The sequence below is a fragment of the Rhizobium rosettiformans genome (assembly GCF_016806065.1).
Classification (GTDB): domain Bacteria; phylum Pseudomonadota; class Alphaproteobacteria; order Rhizobiales; family Rhizobiaceae; genus Allorhizobium.
The window spans coordinates 1,545,088-1,567,665 of the sequence record NZ_CP032405.1 but is presented as its reverse complement, the minus strand read 5'-3'; the positions used below and the strand labels follow the sequence as shown (position 1 = coordinate 1,567,665).

At 62.0% G+C, this 22,578-nt stretch carries 17 protein-coding genes; 12 read left to right on the top strand and 5 right to left on the bottom strand.

Translation table 11 applies throughout. The features are described from left to right. Positions 1-39: 39 nt before the first annotated feature. From D4A92_RS07390 to D4A92_RS07380, 3 genes are all read right to left on the bottom strand, one after another. Positions 40-1,176 (bottom strand): ABC transporter permease, encoded by a 1,137-nt coding sequence (locus tag D4A92_RS07390; RefSeq protein ID WP_203019036.1) that lies wholly within the window; start codon positions 1,174-1,176, stop codon positions 40-42. Next, positions 1,176-2,270, bottom strand: a complete 1,095-nt coding sequence (locus D4A92_RS07385; protein ID WP_203019034.1) for a microcin C ABC transporter permease YejB — start codon at positions 2,268-2,270, stop codon at positions 1,176-1,178. Before D4A92_RS07385 ends, D4A92_RS07390 begins: the two co-directional genes overlap by 1 nt. Positions 2,271-2,412: 142 nt before the next feature. Further along, on the bottom strand, positions 2,413-4,251 hold the full coding sequence (locus D4A92_RS07380; RefSeq protein ID WP_425959219.1) for an extracellular solute-binding protein: 1,839 nt from the start codon (positions 4,249-4,251) through the stop codon (positions 2,413-2,415). A gap of 189 nt (positions 4,252-4,440) precedes the next feature. Here D4A92_RS07380 and mepA point away from each other — a divergent pair, with 189 nt between their 5' ends. The 6 genes from mepA to D4A92_RS07350 all read left to right on the top strand — a co-directional run bounded on the left by mepA (position 4,441) and on the right by D4A92_RS07350 (position 10,432). Beyond that, positions 4,441-5,514: a penicillin-insensitive murein endopeptidase gene (mepA, locus tag D4A92_RS07375; RefSeq protein WP_203019032.1), complete on the top strand. Its 1,074-nt coding sequence runs from the start codon at positions 4,441-4,443 to the stop codon at positions 5,512-5,514. Positions 5,515-5,601: 87 nt separating this feature from the next. Further along, complete coding sequence (locus D4A92_RS07370) at positions 5,602-5,982, top strand: methylglyoxal synthase (protein ID WP_054149416.1); 381 nt, start codon at positions 5,602-5,604, stop codon at positions 5,980-5,982. A gap of 27 nt (positions 5,983-6,009) precedes the next feature. Beyond that, the gene (locus D4A92_RS07365; protein ID WP_203019030.1) at positions 6,010-7,050 is read left to right on the top strand and encodes a glucokinase; all 1,041 of its coding nucleotides are present in this window, start codon (positions 6,010-6,012) and stop codon (positions 7,048-7,050) included. 130 nt (positions 7,051-7,180) lie between these two features. Continuing rightward, complete coding sequence (locus D4A92_RS07360) at positions 7,181-8,944, top strand: ABC transporter ATP-binding protein (RefSeq protein ID WP_425959271.1); 1,764 nt, start codon at positions 7,181-7,183, stop codon at positions 8,942-8,944. Between the two features lie 18 nt (positions 8,945-8,962). Continuing rightward, a complete protein-coding gene (gene dapB, locus D4A92_RS07355; RefSeq protein WP_425959273.1) occupies positions 8,963-9,775 on the top strand; it encodes a 4-hydroxy-tetrahydrodipicolinate reductase in 813 nt (270 codons plus the stop codon). A gap of 21 nt (positions 9,776-9,796) precedes the next feature. Then, a complete protein-coding gene (locus tag D4A92_RS07350; RefSeq protein WP_203019024.1) occupies positions 9,797-10,432 on the top strand; it encodes a 2,3-bisphosphoglycerate-dependent phosphoglycerate mutase in 636 nt (211 codons plus the stop codon). Positions 10,433-10,501: 69 nt separating this feature from the next. Here D4A92_RS07350 and pcaD read toward each other — a convergent pair whose 3' ends face one another. Beyond that, positions 10,502-11,296, bottom strand: coding sequence for a 3-oxoadipate enol-lactonase (pcaD, locus tag D4A92_RS07345; protein ID WP_203019022.1), 795 nt, complete (start codon positions 11,294-11,296; stop codon positions 10,502-10,504). A 63-nt stretch (positions 11,297-11,359) separates the two neighbouring features. Next, complete coding sequence (gene polA / locus D4A92_RS07340; protein WP_203019020.1) at positions 11,360-14,344, bottom strand: DNA polymerase I; 2,985 nt, start codon at positions 14,342-14,344, stop codon at positions 11,360-11,362. Positions 14,345-14,774: 430 nt separating this feature from the next. Here polA and D4A92_RS07335 point away from each other — a divergent pair, with 430 nt between their 5' ends. The 6 genes from D4A92_RS07335 to D4A92_RS07310 all read left to right on the top strand — a co-directional run bounded on the left by D4A92_RS07335 (position 14,775) and on the right by D4A92_RS07310 (position 22,574). Further along, complete coding sequence (locus tag D4A92_RS07335) at positions 14,775-15,221, top strand: MarR family winged helix-turn-helix transcriptional regulator (RefSeq protein WP_203019018.1); 447 nt, start codon at positions 14,775-14,777, stop codon at positions 15,219-15,221. A gap of 106 nt (positions 15,222-15,327) precedes the next feature. Next, on the top strand, positions 15,328-16,716 hold the full coding sequence (locus D4A92_RS07330) for a dipeptidase (RefSeq protein WP_203019016.1): 1,389 nt from the start codon (positions 15,328-15,330) through the stop codon (positions 16,714-16,716). Between the two features lie 314 nt (positions 16,717-17,030). Continuing rightward, complete coding sequence (locus D4A92_RS07325; protein WP_203019014.1) at positions 17,031-17,489, top strand: YbaK/EbsC family protein; 459 nt, start codon at positions 17,031-17,033, stop codon at positions 17,487-17,489. A gap of 185 nt (positions 17,490-17,674) precedes the next feature. Further along, the gene (locus D4A92_RS07320; RefSeq protein WP_203019013.1) at positions 17,675-19,900 is read left to right on the top strand and encodes a transglycosylase domain-containing protein; all 2,226 of its coding nucleotides are present in this window, start codon (positions 17,675-17,677) and stop codon (positions 19,898-19,900) included. A 290-nt stretch (positions 19,901-20,190) separates the two neighbouring features. After that, positions 20,191-22,104, top strand: a complete 1,914-nt coding sequence (gene dnaK / locus D4A92_RS07315) for a molecular chaperone DnaK (RefSeq protein WP_203019012.1) — start codon at positions 20,191-20,193, stop codon at positions 22,102-22,104. Beyond that, positions 22,104-22,574: a hypothetical protein gene (locus D4A92_RS07310; protein ID WP_203019008.1), complete on the top strand. Its 471-nt coding sequence runs from the start codon at positions 22,104-22,106 to the stop codon at positions 22,572-22,574. The genes dnaK and D4A92_RS07310 overlap by 1 nt, the downstream gene beginning before the upstream one ends. The last annotated feature ends 4 nt before the right edge of the window (positions 22,575-22,578 follow it).

Below are 22,578 nucleotides of genomic sequence, written 5' to 3'. Positions count from 1 at the left end.
CCATCATGCCACAGATGCTGTCTTTTGACGAACCCAGCATCACCGGAAGGTCTTTCTCGGGTCAAAGGCGTCGCGGACGGCTTCGCCAACGAAGATCAGGAGCGAGAGCATGATCGACATGGTGAAGAAGGCGGTGAGGCCGAGCCAGGGGGCCTGGAGGTTGCGTTTGCCCTGGGCGATCAGTTCGCCAAGTGAAGGCGAGCCGGGCGGCATGCCGAAGCCGAGGAAGTCGAGCGAGGTGAGCGTCGTGATCGAGCCTGAGAGGATGAAAGGCAGGAAGGTCAGGGTCGCGACCATGGCGTTCGGCAGGAGATGGCGGAACATGATCGTGCCGTTGCCGACGCCGAGCGCCCGGGCTGCATTCACATATTCGAAGTTTCGCGCACGCAGGAACTCAGCGCGGACGATGCCGACGAAGCCGACCCAGGAGAAAAGCAGCATGATGCCGAGCAGGACGAAGAAGCCGGGCGGCAGGATGGCTGCGATGATGAGCAGGATGTAGAGAACCGGCATGGATGACCAGATCTCGATGAAACGCTGCATCAGAAGATCGGTCCAACCGCCAAAGTAGCCCTGCACGGCACCAGCCGTCACCCCGATCGCGGCGGAGGCGAGCGTGAGTGCCAGGCCGAAGAGGATCGAGATGCGGAAGCCGTAGATCATGCGCGCCATGACGTCGCGGGCCTGATCATCCGTGCCGAGCCAGTTCATGTTGCCGAGCACGCAGTTCGGATCCTCGGCGCCGAGCGGATAGGCGGCGCAACGGGTCTCCTTGTCCATCAGCCAGAAGGGTGCGGTCGGCGCCGAATGCGGGACCTCGGAGTTGACCGTTCGGTAGGAATAGCGGATCGGCGGCCAGACCATCCAGCCATTGGCGTTGATCTCGTCGGATATGAAGGGCGAGCGATAGTCGGTGACGGCGAGGAAGCCGCCGAACTTCTCTTCTGGGTAATCGACGACGACAGGGAATAGGATCTCGCCCTTGTAGGAGGCGATAACGGGCTTGTCGTTGGCGATGAACTCGGCAAACAGGCTGAGTACGAAAAGCACCATGAAGATCCAGAAGGACCAGAAGCCGCGCCTGTTCGCCTTGAAGTTTTCAAGCCGCCGACGGTTCGTCGGGTTCAACCAACCCTTCTTCGGCGGAGCAACGGTCGTGGTTTCGACGGCGGACATCAGACATCCCTCCGGTCGAAATCGATGCGTGGGTCGATCCAGGTGTAGATCAGGTCGGAGATCAGGCCGATCACGAGGCCCATCAGCGAGAAGATATAGAGCGTCGCAAAGACGATCGGATAGTCGCGGTTGACGATTGCGAGGTAGCCGAGGCGGCCGAGGCCATCAAGCGAGAAGATGTTCTCGATCAAAAGCGAGCCGGTGAAGAAGGCGGAGATGAAGGCGCCCGGCAGGCCGGCGATGACGATCAGCATGGCGTTGCGGAAGACGTGACCGTAGAGCACCTGGCGCTCGCCGAGACCCTTGGCGCGGGCGGTGACGACATACTGCTTCTTGATCTCGTCGATGAAGGAATTCTTCGTGAGCAGCGTGGTCGTGGCGAAGGCCGAAAGAAGGAGGGCGGTCAGCGGCAATGCAAGATGCCAGAAGTAGTCGAGGATCTTCTGCCACCAGGAGAGTTGGTCGAAATTGTCGGAGGTAAGGCCGCGAAGCGGGAACCAGTCGAAGAAGGATCCACCGGCGAAAAGCACGATCAGCAGTATGCCGAACAGGAAGCCGGGAACGGCGTAGCCAACGACGATGATGCCTGACGTCCAGACATCGAAACGGGAGCCGTCGGAGACCGCTTTCCTGATGCCGAGCGGGATCGAAATGGCGTAGGAAATCAAGAGCACCCAGAGGCCGAGCGATATGGACACCGGCAGCTTCTCTATGATCAGGTCGATGACGGAGGTGTTGCGGAAGAAGCTCTCGCCGAAATCGAAGCGGATGTAATTCCACATCATTTCGAGGAAACGCTCGAGCGGCGGCTTGTCGAAGCCGAACTGTTTTTCGAGCTTGGCGATCAGCTCCGGATCGAGCCCCTGGGCGCCGCGATAGCGGGAGCCCCCCTCATCTGCGCCGGCGGACTGGCCCAGCATGTCCCCGCCGCCCGAAAGGCGCGCATCTGCGCTGTCACCCTGGCCGCTGAGCTGCGCGATGACCTGCTCGACGGGGCCGCCGGGGGCGAACTGGATAACGATGAAGGAGATCCCCATGATGCCGATCATTGTGGGTATCATGAGCAGCAGACGCCGGAAAATATAGGCGGTCATGCGGGGCGCCCCCACTCACAATCAGATCTGCCCACGATGTCCAAGCTCGTATCGTCCGCCAATATCAGCTGCTCCGTTATCCAGCGATTCGCCCGCTACATTCCTAGAGTCTCACACAGGGGGCGCAAGCCCCGAGCGGAGATCATGGGCTTTTCGCCCACCAGATCGACGGGAAGCCGGTGCTGTAGGTCGGTAGTTCGGCGGGATGCTCGAACTTGTCCCAGAAGGCATAGCGGGACGTGCCGCCATAATAGAGCGGAATGACATAGTCATGGGCAAGGAGCACTCGGTCCATGGCCTTGGTGGCGGCGACCTGCTCCTCTCGGTCGGCCGGGAAGATGATCTTTTCGATCAGGGCGTCGACGGCCGGATCGGCAATACCGGCATAGTTCCGGGATCCCTCGCGGTTGACCGATGTCGAGCCCCAATAATCACGCTGTTCATTGCCCGGGTTCAGCGTCTGAGCCCAGACGGTCCAGGTCATGTCGTAGTCAAAGGTTCGGGTCCGATTGGTGTATTGCGAAGGATCGACCGTGCGGACGGACATTTCGATGCCGATCTTGCGCAGTTGCTGTTGGTAAGGGACCGCGACCACCTCAAGCTGGGGGTTGGACAGTAGGAGCTCGAAGCGGAAGGGCTGGCCTGTTTGCGCATTGACCATAGCATTGCCGCGAAGCTCGTAGCCCGCCTGCTTGAAGAGCTCGACGGCCTTGCGCAGATTGTCTCGCGATGCCTGCGGAGACCCGCCGACGGGGTTCGTGTAAGGCGTGTCGAAGACCGAAGCGGGAACCTTGTCCTTCAGAGCAGTCAGGAGCTCCAGTTCCTGGCCTTGCGGCAGCCCGCTGGAGGCAAGTTCGGTTCCACTGAAGAAACTGCTGACGCGGAAATAGGCGTTGTAGAAGACGGTGCGGTTCAGCTCCTCGAAGTCGAGGGCGTAGTTGAGCGCCTTGCGAACCCGCTGATCCTTGAACATCTCGCGCCGCATGTTGGGCACCAGCGCCTGCATCACACCGGTGGCGCGGAACGTGTTTTCGTACTCTTCCTTCTTGACGCGGCCATCCTTTGCTGCGGGGAAATCGAAGCCGGTCGCCCAGCGCGCCGCTCGGGTTTCCACCCAGAAATCGGTATTGCCGGAGCGGAAGGCTTCGAACTCGACGTCGCGGTCACCGAACATGGTGTAGGTGATGTTCTTGAAGTTGTTGTAGCCTAAGTTGACGTTGAGATCCTTGCCCCAATAGTCGTCACGCAGTTCGTAGCGGATGGTGGAGCCTGCCTTGAACTCGGCGATCTTGTACGGCCCCGACCCGATGACCGGCTCCAAGGTCGTGCGTGCGATGTCGCGAGGCTGGCCACCAGACCCGTTCGCCTCCCACCAATGCTTCGGGACAACCGGAAACTGGCCAAGGATCATCGGAAGTTCGCGGTTGTTCTTCTGATCGAAGCGGAAGGTGACGTCGCGGTCGCCGGTCTTCTCGGCCGCGACCACATGGCTGTAATAGCTCATGTAGAGTGGGTTCAGTTCCTTCAGCTTCTCGAAGCTGAAGATGACGTCTTCCGGCTTGACGGGTTCACCGTCGGCAAAGCGAGCCTCGGCACGAAGACGGAAGGTGGCGCTCGAGATGTCCTCGGGAAATGAGACGCCTTCCGCGAGCAGACCATAGCCGGTGGAAATCTCGTCACTCGTGTCTTTCAGAAGCGTGTCGAAGACGTTGATCAAGCCGGGCGCCGCTTCGCCCCTGTCGAGTACCGGGTTGAAGCTGTCGAAGGTTCCGGTCGCCGACATACGCAGGGTCCCACCCTTCGGCGCTTGCGGATTGACGTAATCGAAATGAGCAAAGCCGGGCGGATATTTGAGGTCGCCCAAAATCGAGACACCGTGGCGGAACGGCTCTGCCGTTTCTTCCGCCGCCCCATGAGATGGCGTGAATGCCAACACCGCCATCAGGCCCCAGATTGCAAAGCTCGACTTGTTGCGATCCATCCGCCGACTTCCCCTTATCTGCTCTTGTTGCGAAGCAGGATAGGGCAAAACCAGGCAAAAAACAGGGGACTGACAGAGATGTGAGCGTCGTGGCTTCCGCAGATTCACCCCAATTCCGTTTCAGGCTAGACTCACAGGTGATTCACCCCGGCCATCCGGCGGGGGATCGAATTCGGATCGACCGGGGACATGCACACGATGAAGAAAACCAAGGGCGCACGCCCGCTCGCCATGGCACTGACGTTTGCCTGCGCATTCGCGACCGTCATCAGCGACACGGCATCTGCCGAGGGGCGTCCGGCCAAAGAGCTTTTCGGCGGTATGGCACTGCCAGCCAAGGCGGCCCCCTCGCCCTACGGCTCTTACGCCAAGGGCTGCATTGCCGGCGCGGTCGCCATTCCGACGGACGGACCCACCTGGCAGGCGATGCGGCTTTCACGCAATCGACGTTGGGGCCACCCGGAGATGATCGCGCTTCTCGAGCGCTTCTCGAAAGATGCGGTCCAGCTCGGTTGGGGTTCCGGCATTCTGATCGGCGACATCTCGCAGCCGCGCGGCGGGCCGATGCTGTCGGGTCATGCCTCGCATCAGATCGGGCTCGATGCCGATATCTGGTTTACGCCGAAGCCTGCCAATCCGCTCTCAGCACAGCAGCGCGAGGATCTGCCATTTACCTCCATGCTGGAGAAGGACAAGTTTCTGACCGTCAACAAGCGGCTCTGGACCAATACCCATGCCCGGGTCGTCGTGCAGGCGGCGAGCTATCCGCAAGTCGAGCGCATCTTCGTCAATCCGGCGATCAAGAAGAAGCTCTGCGACACCTGGACGGGGGACCGCGCGGTCCTCGGCAAGATCCGGCCCATCTACGGCCATGACGCGCATTTCCATATCCGCATGCGCTGCCCCGAAGGCGCTGCCGGCTGCAAACCACAGGCGGCCGTACCGCCCGGCGATGGCTGTGATCAGTCGCTTGCCTGGTGGTTCACCAAGGAGCCGTGGGCCGCGCCGAAGAAGGACCCGAATGCAAAGCCTGCGCCGAAGCCACGGGCCGTGCAGGTCTCCGATCTGCCCAAGGCCTGCGCCATGGTTCTCGATGCGCAAGGCCCATCGAGCGAGTTCGAGGTGACCTATCAGGCCGCAGGTGGTTCGATGCCCGGCAGCGCAGCGTCGGCCTTCGCGGCACCGTCGGTCGCGAGGGTGGCTGAACCTTTCGAATTGCCCGCCATCGTTCCGGTCCCCCCGGCCCGGCCGGCCGGTTGGTGAAGACGAGGTTGTACCAGGCGCTTTTCAAGCGCCTCTGCCTGCGCTAGATGGGTCCATCAAATCGATTTAAATCAGCTGGGGTCCCTCGTGAGCCGCACCCGTTGCATCGCCCTGATCGCGCATGACCAGAAAAAGGACGACATGGCGGATTTCGCCCGGCGTCACCAGGCCAAACTCATGGGCTGGCGGATCGTCGCGACCGGCACGACCGGCGGCCGGATCAAGGATGCTGTGCCCGAGCTCGATGTGACGCGGCTGAAAAGCGGTCCGCTCGGTGGCGATCAGCAGATCGGCGCATTGATCTCGACCGGCGAAGTGGACATGCTCGTCTTCTTCGTCGACCCCTTGACTCCCATGCCCCATGATGTGGATGTCAAGGCGCTGATGCGTCTGGCGACCGTCTATGACATTCCGATGGCGCTGAACCTCGCAACCGCCGACATCCTGATGCAGACCCTGACTGCCTGAGCAGCGGGGCCCAAGACCGGACAGACCATGGCCCAGACACATCGCGACGACACCCTTCCCTTTCCGATCCTGATTGGTGACATCGGCGGCACCAATGCGCGCTTCTGGATCCTCCTCGACGAGAGCGGCGAGAAGGTCAGCTTCCCCAATGTGGTGAACAAGGATTTCGCCACGATCGACGACGCCATCCGCGCGAGTGTTCTGGAGACGACGAGCCACAAGCCGCGTTCACTGATCCTGGCGCTGGCTGGGCCGATCAAGGGCGACGAAGTGCCGCTCACCAACTGCCCGTGGGTGGTTCGTCCGAAGGTGCTGATGGCCGATCTGGGCTTTTCCGAAGTGCTGCTGCTCAACGACTTCGAGGCGCAGGCGCTTGCGGCCGCAACGCTGGATGTCGATGATCGACAGCATCTCGGTTCGCTGAGCGAAGCGCCGCTCGGCTCACGCGTCGTGCTGGGTCCGGGCACGGGACTCGGCGTTGCCGGTCTGGTCCGGGCGCGAGACATGTGGTTTCCGGTTCCGGGCGAAGGCGGGCATGTGGATGTCGGCCCGCGCACAAGTCGCGATCACCAGATCTGGCCGCATCTAACGCCTGTGCGCGACCCCAACGCATCGCTTGGCCGGATCTCGGCGGAAGAATTGCTCTCCGGCCGAGGTCTGATGAACATCTACCGGGCGCTCTGCAAGGCGGACGGCAACCTGACGCCGCGTTACGACGAGCCTGCCGAGGTTTCGGCAGCGGGTATCTCGGGCGCCGATGCGAGAGCGGGCGAGGCGCTCAGCCTGTTTGCCACCTATCTGGGTCGGGTTGCCGGCGATCTCGCGCTGATCTTCATGGCGAAGGGCGGCGTATTCCTCGCCGGTGGCATCTCGCCAAAGATCCTGCCGGCGCTGCAGAGCGGCGAGTTCCGCGCCGCCTTCGAAGACAAGGCGCCGCACCAGGCCGTGATGCACGGGATCCCAACCTTCGTCGTGACCCATCCGCAGGCGGCCCTGCATGGGCTGGCCGCCTTTGCGACCGCGCCTTCGGATTTCGGGCTTGCGACCGAAGGGCGTCACTGGCGCTGAGCGCCTGTCCCACTATGGTCAAAGGCGCTGCGACTGGCTATAGAGCGGCGGCGCCTTTCGAGGCGTGCAAGGCAACAGGACAGGACATTCTTTTTTGGACGCTCAGGATAGCCAGACCCGTCAGCCAGACATGGACAGCGTCTCCGCTGTCCTGAAGCGCGTGATCTCCGAAAATGGCCGGGACCATGTGGCGGGCTATGCCTTCGCCATTGTCTGCCTGATCACGGTTGCCCTGACCACCGCCTTCACCGCCTGGATCATGGAAGCCGTCATTAACGAGGCCTTTGCCAACCGGCGCGCCGACCTCGTCTGGCTCATCTGCGGATCGATCTTCGCGGCTTTCCTCATTCGCGGCTTTGCCGGATACGGTCAGGCCGTGACGCTGTCGACGATCGGCAACAACATCGTGGCGCGTTACCAGCGTCGCCTGTTTTCCCATCTGATGTCGCTCTCCGTCGGCTATTTCAGCGAGGCAAGGTCGGCGCGGCTCGCGGCCCAGATCAACGAGAACATCAACGGGATCCGTGACGTTCTCAACATGACGATCACCTCGCTTGCGCGCGACCTCGTGACACTCGTCGCGCTGCTCGCCGTGATGTTTTATCAGGACATCGTCCTGTCGCTGATCGTGTTCACCGTGGCGCCGCCGCTTTTCCTCGGCCTGCGCTATATCTCGCGGCGTCTGCGAAGCGCGACGAAGGAATCGGTCATTCTGAACTCGCATGTTCTCGGCGCGATCCAGGAAGCGGTCCAGGGCATTGCGATCGTCAAGGCCTTCACCATGGAAAGCCAGCTGGAAAACAAGATCCAGTCGACGATCAATGCCGCAGAGGGACGCGCCAACAGGATTGCCCGCCTCAGCGAACGCAACGGACCGCTGACCGAAAGCCTGGCGGGCCTGTCGATTGCCGGCGTCATGGCGTATGCCGCCTATCAATCGATCTATGGCGGCGTGCTGCCGGGCGCCTTCTTCTCCTTCGTCACGGCCCTGCTCCTCGCTTACGAGCCCGCAAAGCGACTGGCGCGTCTGCAGGTCCATATGGAACGCGCCGCCGTCAATGCGCGGATGATCTACGAGATCCTCGACACGCAGCCGAACCAGCGGGACAAGGACGGCGCCCAGCAGATGTCGGTGACCGAGGCGAAGATCGAATTCCGTGACGTGACCTTTGCCTACGGCTCGAACGAGCCTGTCTTGCGCAAGCTGCGCTTCACGGCCGAAGGCGGCAAGACGACTGCGCTGGTCGGACCGTCAGGTGCCGGCAAGTCCACGGTCATTACGCTTGTTCCGCGCTTCTACGATCCGGCCGAAGGCGAGATCCTGATCGACGGGCAGAATATTGCAGACGTGACGAAATCGTCGCTGCGCCAGCAACTCGCCTATGTGTCGCAGCAACCCTACCTCTTCGAAGGCACGATCCGCGACAACATCCGCTACGGCCGTCCGGAAGCGACCGATGCCGAAATCGAAGACGCGGCGCGGCTGGCAAACGCCCATGACTTCATCCTGGCGCAAGCGCAGGGATACGATACGCCCGTCGGCGAGAACGGCATCACGCTTTCCGGTGGCCAGCGGCAGCGGCTCTCGATTGCCCGCGCGCTGGTGCGCAACGCACCGATCCTGCTCCTCGATGAGGCGACGTCCTCGCTCGACACGGAATCGGAAGCGGCCGTGCAGCAGGCGCTCGATGCGGCCATGGCCGGCCGCACCGTGATCGTCATCGCGCATCGTCTATCGACCGTCGTCAATGCCGACAAGATCATTGTCATGCAGGACGGCGAAGTGGTGGAAGAAGGCACGCATGAGAGCCTTGCACAGCGGCAGGGCGGTCTTTACGCTCGCCTCAACAATCTGCAGGCTGCTCCGAACGGCCTGCTCATCAGCCAGGAATAGACCCGCATGAATACACCCATGAAGCTCGTCGTCGTCGGTGCCGCCGGTCGCATGGGCAAGACGCTGATCAAGCTGATCAGCGAGACAGAAGGCCTTGTCCTGCATGCGGCGGTCGAACGGGCAGGCTCGGCCGTGCTCGGTCAGGATGCCGGCGAACTGGCCGGCCTGCCGAAGCTCGGCGTTGCCGTCACCGACGATCCGCTCGCGGCCTTCGTTCACGCAGATGGGGTCATCGACTTTACCACGCCGGCTTCGACCGTCGAGTTCGCAGCACTCGCCGCGCAGGCGCGGATCGTCCACGTGATCGGCACCACCGGCTGCCTGCCGGAGCACGAAGAGAAGATCGATGCGGCGGCCAGGCATGCCCGCGTCGTGAAGTCGGGCAATATGAGCCTCGGCGTCAATCTGCTCTCGGTTCTGATCAAGCAGGCGGCGCGGGCGCTCGATGCGGCCGGCTGGGATATCGAGGTGCTCGAAATGCATCACAAGCACAAGGTCGACGCTCCCTCGGGCACCGCGCTTCTGCTCGGCGAAGCAGCGGCAGAAGGCCGGGGCATATCGCTTGCCGATCATTCCGTTCGGGTGCGCGACGGCCATACCGGACCGCGCGAGGAAGGTTCGATCGGTTTTGCCACGCTGCGCGGCGGCTCGGTGATCGGGGAGCATTCCGTGCTGTTTGCCAGCGAAGGCGAAATGGTGACCCTGTCTCACAGTGCGACCGACCGTTCGCTGTTTGCCCGCGGCGCCTTGAAGGCCGCCATTTGGGCCCGGGACCAGAAGCCCGGTCGCTATACCATGCTCGACGTGCTCGGGCTTAACTCCACCCCCTGATCGTCAGAAGAGGAATTGTCGATGACCGGTACACTCGTGCTCGTGCGCCATGGCCAGAGCGACTGGAACCTGAAAAACCTGTTTACCGGCTGGCGTGATCCTGATCTCACCGAGCTCGGCGTGCAGGAAGCCAATGCCGGCGGCAAGGCGCTTGCCGATTACGGCATCAAGTTCGATATCGCGTTCACCTCCGTGCTCACCCGTGCGCAGAAGACCTGCGACATCATCCTCGAAAACGTCGGCCAGACCGGCCTTGAGACGATCAAGGATGAGGCGCTGAACGAGCGCGACTACGGTGATCTTTCCGGCCTCAACAAGGACGATGCCCGCGCCAAGTGGGGCGAGGAGCAGGTGCATATCTGGCGCCGTTCCTACGACATCCCGCCGCCGGGTGGCGAAAGCCTGCGCGACACCGGTGCACGCGTCTGGCCTTATTACCTGACCGAAATCCTGCCGCGCGTGCTACGTGGCGAGAAGGTGCTGGTCGCAGCGCATGGCAATTCGCTGCGCTCGCTGGTGATGGTGCTCGACAAGCTGACCAAGGAGCAGATCCTCGGCGTCAACCTCGCGACGGGCGTTCCCATGGTCTACAAGCTGAACGCGGATTCAACCGTGGCTTCCAAGGAAGTGCTGGGCGACATGTCCGCCGCACATTGAGCGCGGATTACGCTCCTGAATTGAAAGAAGCCGCCCATGAGGCGGCTTCTGCATTTTCAGTGACTATTCTCAGTTCGCCTGCTTGCGCATGAAGCCCTGGATCAGCTCGGCGAGCGCTTCCGGCTGTTCGACGGAAGGGATATGGGCGCAGTCATCGATCACCTCGAAACGCGCGTCAGGCACCAGCTGGGAGCCGGCTTCGACAGTGGCAGGCGGCGTCGAGCCGTCCTGATCGCCGACGACGAAGAGCGTGGGCACAGTGATGGTCGGCAGGACGTCGGAGAAATCCGTGTCGCGCAGGGCGGCACAGGTCGAGAGATAGCCGGCCTTTGACTGGCGGGTCATCATCAGGCGGTAACCGGCCAGTTCATCGGCGCGGTCTTCGTGGAAGGCCGGGGTGAACCAGCGCGCCATGGCGCTGTCGGCGGCACTTTCGATCCCGTCTTTCTCGATGCCGGCGATGCGCTCGGCCCAGATCCCGGCAGAACCGATGCGCGGGGCGGTGTCGCAGAGGATAAGCTTGCGGAAGAGATCAGGCCGCTCCTGCCAGAGGCCCTGGCAGACGAGACCGCCGACCGAGAGGCCGCAGAAAGTGGCCTTGCGGATGCCGAGTTCGTCGCAGAGGGTCGCGAGATCAGAGACCAGATCGGCCATGCCGAAGGGCTTGTCGGCGCCGCCGGAGAGGCCGTGGCCGCGGCTATCGTAGAACAGCACCGAGACGTCATCGCCGAGCTCATCGAAGAGCGGCAGCCAGATGCGGAAGTCGGTGCCGAGCCCGTTTGAGAAGACGATCAGGTTCTTGGCTTTCGCCTCTCCGATCAGCTCGTAATGGACGACATTGCCGTTGATGGTGGTGAAGGCCAAATCTCATACTCCTGTGGGGCCGTTCTCGGCCCGTCTTTGTGGTTCCGGCCAGGCCGGGAATTCTCAGTGCGCCTCGTCCCAATTGTGGGCGGCGCGGGCGTCGACCTTCAGCGGCACGCGCATGGAGACGGCCGGCATGGCCGCATTTTCCATGATGTCGACGATGACGGGCATGGCGGCATCGACCGCCTCGTCCTCGACCTCGAAGATCAGTTCGTCATGCACCTGCAGCAGCATGCGGCAGCGTTCCGACAGGCCGGCAGCCACGAGTGCGGGTTCGATCTGGATCATGGCGCGGCGGATGACGTCGGCAGCCGAGCCCTGGATCGGGGCGTTGATGGCGGCGCGTTCGTTGAAGGCGCGCATCGAGGGGTTGGAGGACTTGATCTCCGGGTAATGGGCGCGGCGGCCGAAGATGGTTTCCACATAGCCATGCTCGCGGGCGAAGGCCTTGGTGCTCTCCATGTAGTCCTTGATGCCGGGGAAGCGCTCGAAATACTTCTTGATGTACTCCCCCGCTTCCGAGCGCTCGATGCTCAGCTGGTTGGCAAGTCCGAAGGCCGAGATGCCGTAGATGATCCCGAAGTTGATCGCCTTGGCGCGGCGACGGACTTCCGACGGCATGCCCTCGACCGGCACACCGAACATTTCGGATGCGGTCATGGCATGGATGTCGATGCCATCGGCAAAGGCCTGACGCAGCTGCGGGATCTCCGCGACATGGGCCAGCACGCGCAGTTCGATCTGGCTGTAGTCAGCCGAGAGCAGCTTGTGGCCCGGCGTCGAGATGAAGGCCGTGCGGATCTTGCGGCCCTCGGCGGTGCGGACCGGGATGTTCTGCAGGTTCGGTTCTGAGGATGAAAGGCGCCCCGTTGTCGTCGATGCGAGCGAATAGCCGGTGTGGACGCGCTTGGTCTGCGGATGGATGTATCCGGGAAGCGCGTCGGTATAGGTTGACTTCAGCTTGGTCAGCTGGCGCCAGTCGACGATCTTGCGCGGCAGCGGGGCGCCCTCGGCGGCGAGGTCTTCGAGCACCTGGGCCGAGGTCGACCACTGACCGGTCTTGGTCTTGGAACCACCGGGCAGGCCCATGCGGCCAAACAGGATATCGCCGAGCTGTTTCGGCGAGCCGATGTTGAAGCGCTCGCCGGCGAGTTCATAAACCTCGTCCTCGGTGGCGGCAGCCTTCTGGGCAAGTTCGCCTGACAGACGCGAGAGGATCTGGCGGTCGACGGTGATGCCGCGCTCTTCCATATGGGCGAGCACGGGGACGAGCGGACGTTCCAGGCGCTCGTAGATGCGGGTGAGGCCTTCGGCGGCCAGGCGAGGTTTCAGCACCAGCCATAGGCGAAGCGTTACGTCCGCATCTTCAGCGGCATAGGCCGTGGCGCGATCGATATCGACGAGATCGAAAGTCACGGAGGATTTGCCCGAGCCGGCGACGTCCTTGTAGGGGATCGGCGTGTGGCCGAGCCACTTCTCCGACAGGCCGTCCATGCCGTGATTGCCCTTGCCGGCGTCGAGCACGTAGGACATCAGCATGGTGTCGTCGAAGGACTGGAGCGTCACGCCGTGGCGCTTCATCACCAGGTAATCGTATTTCAGGTTCTGCGCGACCTTGAGCACGGAGGGGTCTTCGAGCAGCCCCTTCAATGCCGCGAGCGCCTCCTTCATCGGGATCTGGCCCTCGGCATGACCGCCGCCGAGGAGATCGCCGACACCGGTCTTGTGCGTGAGCGGAATGTAGGCCGCGCGGATGTCGGTCGAGCCCGGCGACAGGACGTTGTCCTGGATGGCGAGCGAGACGCCGACGAGTTCGGCCTGCATCGGATCGAGCGAGGTCGTCTCGGTGTCGAAGGCGACGAGGCCGGTTTCGCGGGCAGCGGCGATCCAGAGCTCGAGGGTCTCGATGTCGCGGATCGTCACGTATGCGCTTCTGTCGATCGGCTTGCCGGCGAATGCATTGGCCCGGCTTGCTGCGAGATCGGCGGGTGTCTTGCCGTCGGGGCTTGCTGCCGGAGCTGAAGACGATGCGGCTGATAGCGCCGAGGTCGCAGTGTCAGATGAGGTGGAAACGTCGCCGGCGTCGAGATCGGGACCGCGGGCGGCGTCACCCCATTCGACGGGAACAACAGCGGCGTCGATGGCACCCGCATCACAATCGCAGACCTCCGCGACGCGCCGCGTCAATGTGGTGAATTCCATAGCCTTGAGGAAGCCGATCAGCTTTGGTCCGTCCTGCGGCTCCAGAACCAGGTCCTCCAGCTTCATGTCGAGCGGCACGTCGGTGCGCAGTTCGACCAGCTGGCGGGAGACCCGGGCGAGCTCGGCATTGGCAATGATGTTTTCGCGGCGCTTGATCTGCTTGATCTCACCGGCGCGGGCGAGCAGCGTTTCGAGATCGCCGAATTCTTCCAGCAACTGGGCGGCGGTCTTCGGACCGATGCCGGGGATGCCAGGCACGTTGTCGGTCGAATCGCCGGTCATCGCCTGCAGATCGATCATCTTTTCCGGGGCTACACCCCATTTCTCGATGACATCGGGAATGCCGATCTGCTTGTCCTTCATCGCGTCGTACATATGCACGTTCGGGGTCAGGAGCTGCATCAGGTCCTTGTCGGAGGAGACGATGGTGACATCGGCGCCGACGGCCTCTGCCTGGCGGGCATAGGTGGCGATGATGTCGTCGGCCTCGAAGCCTTCGGTCTCGATGCAGGGCAGGTTGAAGGCGCGGGTCGCATGGCGGATCAGGCCGAATTGCGGGATAAGATCTTCCGGCGGGGCCGAACGGTTTGCCTTGTAGAGCGGGTAGATTTCCTTGCGGAATGTCGTCGAGGAGTAGTCGAAGATCACGGCCAGATGGGTCGGCGTCACCCCGACATCGGTGTTACGGGCGTCGCGCAGGAGCTTCCACAGCATGTTGCAGAAGCCCGAGACCGCGTTGACGGGCAGACCGTCCGACTTGCGGTTGAGGGCCGGGATGGCGTGGAAGGCGCGGAAGATGAAACCCGAGCCGTCGACGAGGAAGAGATGATCGCCTTTTTTCATGTCGGCATGGATAGCGCGGGGCGGCTGAAACGTCCATGACGGTTTGGCCAGAAGGCGCCAAAATCACCCGCCAAGGGGCGGGCACGAAAATGAATCGGATCAGTCGCCAACCTTCACGAAAAGCTTACCGATTTGTAATCCCGTCCTCCCTTGAAAAAACACATTCCAAATCACAATTGCTAGTCATCGGCGCCTGATCACGCCGTAGTCTGAAAGAGGCTCGTCCCCCGCCGCTTCAGACTCGGGCAAAGGCCTTATCCCCCTCTCCGGGCCTTTGTCCCCATATTCCGGAGCCGTCGTGGCAGCCCCCCCGCCTAACGCCACGGCGGCTTCCGTTCCCCTCGTATGAAAACCCAAAATTAGTCAGCCTCGGAAATGGATCGCATGCGATCATTCCCGGAAGACGAACCACGACGACGTGTCGAGCGCCATGGCCCATGACCGTACGATCCCCGACCGCTCCGAGTCCGCCACATGGCTGGCGAGCCAGCTTGCGCGCGGGTTTACACGGGCGCTGCAGACGCGAGCCGCAAAGCTCGGCTTCTCGCCCGGGCAGTTTCCGATCCTGATCGAACTCTGGGAGAAAGAGGGGCTGACCCAAAGGCAGCTGCTCGACCGCGTCGATGTGGAGCAGGCGACGATCGCCAATACGCTTGCCAGGATGGAGCGCGACGGGCTGATCGAGCGCCGCGTTCACCCTAAGGACAGACGCGCGCAGCAGATCTTCCTGACCGATAAGGCGCGCGACATGCGCGAGGAAGCGATGGCTGCCGCCGAAGCGGCCGAGCAGGCCATCTTCCAGGGTTTCCGGCGTTTCGAGAAGGAATTGCTCAAGGAATACATCCGCTGGGCGATCGCGAATGCCCGCAAGCTGTGAGCAGATATTGATGCGCAGTTGAGAAAAATTCGCGGTCCGAACGCCTCGAAACATCAGGAGCTTTGGTCTATCGTCCGCCGCACTTTCAAATTTGCAGGACATGACCATGACCGATCTCTCCCCCATCCTCGCCAAGGCCGACGAGGCCCTGCCGCAGAGCCTCGAACGGCTGTTCGATCTCGTGCGCATTCCGTCGATCTCGACGGATCCGGCCTATAAGGCCGATTGCCGCAAGGCCGGCGAATGGCTGGTATCCGTACTCACCGAGCTCGGCTTCGATGCCTCGCTGCGTGATACGCCCGGCCATCCGATGGTGGTCGCCCATCACGCAGCTGATGCGGCCGACGCGCCGCACGTGCTGTTTTACGGCCATTACGATGTGCAGCCGGTCGATCCGATCGATCTCTGGGAAGACGATCCCTTTGCGCCTGCGATCAAGGAGAAGGACGGCCGCAAGGTGATCACCGGTCGTGGCACATCCGACGACAAGGGTCAGCTTTTGACGTTTGTTGAAGCCTGCCGCGCCTACAAGGCGGTCAAGGGTTCGCTGCCGGTCAAGATCACCATTCTGTTCGAGGGCGAAGAAGAATCCGGCTCGCCGTCGCTGAAGCCCTTCCTTGCGGCCAATGCCGACGAGCTTAAGGCCGATTTCGCGCTGGTTTGCGACACCAGCATGTGGGATCGCGAGACGCCGGCAATCGCTGCGGCGCTGCGCGGTCTCGTCGGCGAAGAGGTGACCGTGATTGCCGCTGACCGCGATCTGCATTCGGGCCTTTTCGGAGGCGCTGCTGCCAACCCCGTTCATATCCTGACCAAGATCCTTGCCGATCTGCATGACGAAACGGGCAAGGTCACGCTTCCCGGCTTCTACGATGGCGTCGAGGAAACCCCGGCCAACATCAAGGCCTCCTGGGAGAGCCTTGGTCGCACGGCGGAAAGCTTCCTCGGCGAGGTTGGCCTGTCAGTCCCTGCGGGTGAAAAGGGCCGTTCCGTGCTGGAACTGACCTGGGCGCGGCCGACGGCGGAAGTGAACGGCATCATCGGCGGCTATACCGGCGAGGGCTTCAAGACCGTGATTGCGGCCAAGGCCTCTGCGAAGATTTCCTTCCGCCTCGTCGGCACGCAGGATCCGGCCAAGGTGCGCGAGAGCTTCCGCGCCTTCGTAAAGGCCCGCATTCCCGCCGACTGCAAGGTGGAGTTCCACGAACATGGCGGTTCGCCGGCCATCCAGCTCTCCTATGATTCGCCGGAGCTGACCAAGGCGAAGAATGCGCTTTCGGATGAGTGGCCGAAGCCGGCCGTGATTATCGGCATGGGCGGCTCGATCCCGATCGTCGGCGACTTCCAGAAGATGCTGGGCATGGATTCTCTGCTGGTCGGCTTTGGCCTGACCGACGACCGCATCCATTCGCCGAACGAGAAATATGACCTCAACTCGTTCCACAAGGGCATCCGCTCGTGGATCCGCATCCTTGACGGGCTCGCAAACGGCTAAGGCCAGAAAAGCAAAAAGGCCGGTCAAAAACCGGCCTTTCCTTTACGCTTCTACGCTTGCCTGCCAGTACATCCGTGGTCAGGGACGGAAACGTGCCATTCGATGTCTCGGATGTTGGCCCACCTTCGTGGACCGCATCCCGGATCTAGATGATCACTCTGGATGCTTAACAACCGGTTAAGCGTTTCGAAGTTCCTGAAACAGGATCCCTGCAAACGCTCTATCGTCTGGTAATCCAGAGATGGGGATGCTCGATCCGGCTTTCAAGATGCATGCGCTTGAAAAGCCTTGAGCGCTCCGGTTAGACTTCTCCCATGAGCCTCGAATCCGTCCGCCAGTTCTTCTCTGAGCATGCCCCTGACATCTCCGTGATCGTCACCGAAGCAAGCTCCGCCACCGTGGCGCTTGCGGCCGAAGCGCATGGCGTCGAGCCTGATCAGATCGCCAAGACGATATGCCTGAGGATCGGCGAAGACGTGGTGCTCGTGGTCACCGCGGGCACGAAGCGGCTCGACAATCGCAAGTTCAAGGATCGTTTCGGCGTGAAGCCGCGCATGCTGGATGCCGAAGCCGTGGTCGAGGCAACGGGCCATCCGGTCGGTGGCGTGTGCCCCTTCGGCCTGCCCTCACCTCTCAAGGTCTATTGCGACCTGTCACTTCAGGACTTCGAAGAGGTGGTTCCGGCGGCAGGCGCGACGAATGCTGCGGTGAAGATTGCGCCGGAGCGCATGAGGTCACTCGTCAATGGGGAATGGGCGGATCTCTGCCAGTAACTTCACGCGTCGTTCAGAGCTTGTTTACCGGGCTTTAACCACCCCTTAAATCGCCGCAATTACTGTGCAATTGCGCGATCATCGGCTCGACGAGGGTAGATGATCGTCCGAGATTTCTTGAAGCCATTTCCGCGCATGCCCTCCCCGGGCAGCGCATAACGAGCATCTGGAGCAAGATCACCGCAATGGTGAGCAGAGGCAAATCCCGCGACCGTATTGAACCCAGCTTCGGTGACGAGCGCGAGGACGAGGATTTCCGTCTGGATGCAGATGATCGTGTCATCGGCGGGCGGCCGGTACGCGCCGGTGGCAAGAAGACGGCGGGTTCGGCCAAGCGCGGCAAATCCGGCAACCAGAAGAGCCGGAAAGCGAAAAGCAGCGGCGGCGGATTTGGGCTTGGAAAGCTGATCTACTGGGGTTTCGTGCTGTCCATCTGGTGTGGCATCGGCGTGGTGGGTCTGGTCGCCTATTACGGCTCGCAGATGCCGAGCGCCAGCAGCTGGTCGATCCCCGAGCGCCCACCGAACATGAAAATCGTGTCCGTCGAAGGTACCGTGATTGCGAACCGCGGCGCGACCGGCGGCGAAGCGCTGCCGCTTGAGGAAATGTCGCCCTTCATTCCGCAGGCGGTGATGGCGATCGAAGACCGCCGCTTCTACTCGCATTTCGGCGTCGATCCGCTGGGTCTGGCGCGCGCGCTTGTTACCAATGTCACCAGCGGTCGAGCCGTCCAGGGCGGCTCAACGCTCACCCAGCAGCTGGCCAAGAACCTGTTCCTATCGCCGGAGCGAACGATCGAGCGAAAGGTGCAGGAAGTGCTTCTCGCCTTCTGGCTGGAGCAGAAGTACACGAAAGACCAGATCCTCGCGATGTATCTGAACCGGGTGTTCTTCGGCTCGAACGCTTACGGCGTGGAAGCGGCATCGCGACGCTATTTCAACAAGTCGGCCCGCGACGTGAACCTCGGCGAGGCCGCCCTTCTGGCAGGTCTGCTGAAGGCACCGTCCCGGCTGTCGCCGGCGCGCGATCCGGAGGCAGCGGAAGCCCGCGCGCAGGTCGTTCTGCAGGCCATGCTTGAAGAAGGCTACATCACTGCCGACGAGATCAAGACCGCCATGTCGCAACCGCCGACCAAAGCGAAGCGCTACTGGAGCGGTGCAGGCCAGTATGTCGCGGATCTCGTACGCGACGAAGTGACCCTGCTGATCGGCCAGGTCACGGAAGATATCCTGGTCGAGACGACGATCGACATGACGCTGGAAAAGAAGGCCGAAGCCGCGCTGACGGAATCGCTGGCCGCCGAGGGCGATAAGGTCAATGCCTCGCAGGCAGCGCTCGTTTCCATCGACGGGACCGGGGCCATTCGGGCGCTGGTCGGTGGCCGGGACTATGCCGAGAGCCAGTTCAACCGTGCAGTCAAAGCAAAGCGTCAGCCGGGCTCGGCCTTCAAACCTTTCGTCTATGCCGCCGCCATCGAAAACGGACTTCGGCCGACGTCGGTGCGCAATGACGCGCCGATCCGGATTGGCTCGTGGACACCTGAAAACTACGACCAGAAATTTCGCGGACCGGTGACTGCGACGCAGGCGCTTGCCGAATCCCTGAACACGATTGCTGCCCAGCTGGTCATGGAAGTCGGACCCGATCAGGTGATCAAGCTCGCACATCGGATGGGTATCGAATCCGGCCTGCAGAATAATGCCTCGATCGCGCTCGGGACCTCGGAAGTCTCGCTCCTCGAACTGACGGCGGCCTATGCGCCTTTCATGAACGGCGGCTATAAGGCGACGCCGCATATCGTTCGACGCATATCCAAGGCCGATGGCAGCCTGCTCTACGAGAACAATTATCTCGAGCCGCCGAAGGTGCTGAACGACGGGGTGGTGGCGATGATGAACGCGATGATGCGCGATGTCATCGATCACGGCACGGGAAAGAACGCACGGCTTTCCGGATGGGAAGCAGCGGGCAAGACGGGCACGACGCAATCCTTCCGCGATGCGCTGTTCGTCGGCTATACGAGCAACCTGACCACGGGCATCTGGTTCGGCAATGACGACGGTCAGTCGATGAAGAAGGTGACCGGCGGCGGGCTTCCGGCCAAGGCCTGGCATGACTTCATGAAGGCGGCGCATCAGGGTCTAGCGCCGGCCCCGCTGCCGGGCGGGGACTTCATCGAGCCGGCACCTGCGGAAGACCCAATGACGATCGGCACCATCATCTCCGACGTATTGCAGGGTGGCGGCGAAGAGCGGTATTCAGGCGATCCCGTCTACGCCGAAGACTATCCTGCAGGTCCCGTTCCATCCCAGGATGTCACTGGCTCTGCAGGCCCCATACCGCCGGGCGAGGTCGGCGGAGGGCAAGGCACGCGCCGAACCACCCTGCTCGACTTGATCCTGGGACAATAAGGGCCACATGAGGACGGCGAGATGCCGTCGGCCTGACGCAAGGCCGCGACTCTAGTATAGCAGGTCTGTCAAGGACCGAGGGGTGCGGCAAAGCCCATGAAAACGCTGCACCAATCTGTTCTTTTTTACCGGTTTCCAGCGGATATCCAGCCTTGCAGTCAGAAATTCCGCTTCTTATATACGCGACATAACCGCAGCGGCGCTGCAGTGTATCCCAGACCATCCACGTCGAGGGGCTGTCAGGAATGCCTGATTGGGGTTCCGACGGCCTGCTTCAAGGAGAATATGACATGGCAAAAGTAATCGGTATCGACCTTGGAACGACCAATTCCTGCGTCGCCGTCATGGACGGCAAAGATGCAAAGGTCATCGAGAATTCGGAAGGCGCACGCACCACGCCGTCCATGGTTGCGTTTTCGGACGATGGCGAACGCCTCGTCGGCCAGCCGGCCAAGCGCCAGGCTGTCACCAACCCGACCAACACCCTGTTCGCCGTCAAGCGCCTGATCGGTCGTCGCTACGAAGATCCGACCGTCGAGAAGGACAAGGGCCTCGTGCCTTTCCAGATCGTCAAGGGTGACAATGGCGACGCCTGGGTCGAAGCCCAGAACAAGGGTTATTCCCCGTCGCAGATCTCGGCCATGATCCTCCAGAAGATGAAGGAAACGGCTGAAGCCTATCTCGGCGAGAAGGTCGAAAAGGCCGTCATCACCGTTCCCGCATACTTCAACGACGCGCAGCGCCAGGCCACCAAGGATGCCGGCCGCATTGCGGGTCTTGAAGTGCTGCGCATCATCAACGAGCCGACAGCAGCAGCTCTCGCCTATGGCCTGGACAAGACCGAAGGCAAGACGATCGCAGTCTACGACTTGGGCGGCGGCACCTTCGATATCTCGGTTCTGGAAATCGGCGATGGCGTCTTCGAAGTGAAGTCGACCAATGGCGACACCTTCCTCGGCGGTGAAGACTTCGACATGCGTCTCGTCGAATATCTTGCAGCCGAGTTCAAGAAGGATCAGGGCATCGACCTGAAGGGCGACAAGCTTGCCCTGCAGCGCCTGAAGGAAGCCGCCGAAAAGGCAAAGATCGAGCTGTCGTCCTCGCAGCAGACCGAAATCAATCTGCCCTTCATCACGGCTGATGCTTCGGGTCCGAAGCACCTGACGATGAAGCTGACCCGCGCCAAGTTCGAAAGCCTGGTCGACGACCTCGTCCAGCGCACGATCGCACCGTGCAAGGCAGCCCTCAAGGATGCCGGCGTCTCTGCAGCCGATATCGACGAAGTCGTTCTCGTCGGCGGCATGAGCCGCATGCCAAAGGTCCAGGAAGTCGTAAAGCAGCTGTTCGGCAAGGAGCCGCACAAGGGCGTCAACCCGGATGAAGTGGTTGCTCTTGGCGCCGCCATCCAGGCCGGCGTTCTGCAGGGCGACGTCAAGGACGTTCTGCTGCTCGACGTGACCCCGCTGTCGCTCGGCATCGAAACGCTCGGTGGTGTCTTCACCCGTCTGATCGATCGCAACACGACGATCCCGACGAAGAAGAGCCAGACCTTCTCGACCGCCGAAGACAACCAGCAGGCCGTCACCATCCGCGTATCGCAGGGCGAGCGCGAAATGGCTCAGGACAACAAGCTGCTGGGCCAGTTCGACCTGGTTGGTCTGCCGCCGTCGCCGCGTGGCGTTCCGCAGATCGAAGTTACCTTCGATATCGACGCGAACGGCATCGTCCAGGTTTCGGCCAAGGACAAGGGCACCGGCAAGGAACAGCAGATCCGCATCCAGGCCTCCGGTGGTCTGTCCGACGCCGACATCGAAAAGATGGTGAAGGACGCCGAAGCCAATGCCGAGGCCGACAAGAAGCGTCGCGCCGTGGTCGAAGCCAAGAACCAGGCCGAAAGCCTCGTTCACTCCACCGAAAAGTCGGTCAGCGAGTATGGCGACAAGGTTTCGGAAACCGATCGCAAGGCGATAGAGGATGCGATTGCTGCCCTCAAGGGCGCCATCGAAGCCTCCGAGCCTGATGCCGACGACATCCAGGCCAAAACCCAGACCCTCATGGAAGTTTCCATGAAGCTGGGCCAGGCCATCTATGAAGCCCAGCAGGCCGACGGCGGTGCAGGCGACGCAGATGGTGGCCAGGACGACAACGTCGTCGACGCCGACTATGAAGAAGTGAAGGACGAAGACGCGAAGAAGTCGGCCTGATGCAGGGCCACTTCGGACGCCGTTCCAAGACCTGGCTGGCCTTCGGGCCAGCCGCATTTTCGTTGATTCTGGCGACCGGTGCCGTGGCACAGGACAGGGGGCAGGTCAGCGCCGTTCACCGCCAGGTGAGCGCCGCCGAGGCCGGTGTGGCCAAGGCGATTTCCGCGAAGGACAGCAATACCCTTTCCCGCATCGGCAACGATCTCGGCAAGATCATCGAAGCTGCGCTTCAGAGGCGTGAGAACGGTGGCGAGGTAACTTCCTGCGACATGGCTGCGCATTCGCTGGCCTTTGCAGCCGTGACGTCCGCAGACGGGCTGATCAGCAAAGGCGAAGCGCGCAAGCTCTTGATGCAGGATGCGATCTCGGCTGCGTCCGACTTCCAGAAAGACATGCAGGCCTGTGACAAGCAGGCCGGCAAGGCGACGGGCAGCCACACGAGCGTTGGGAAAGCTTTGAGAGCTTTGTAATACA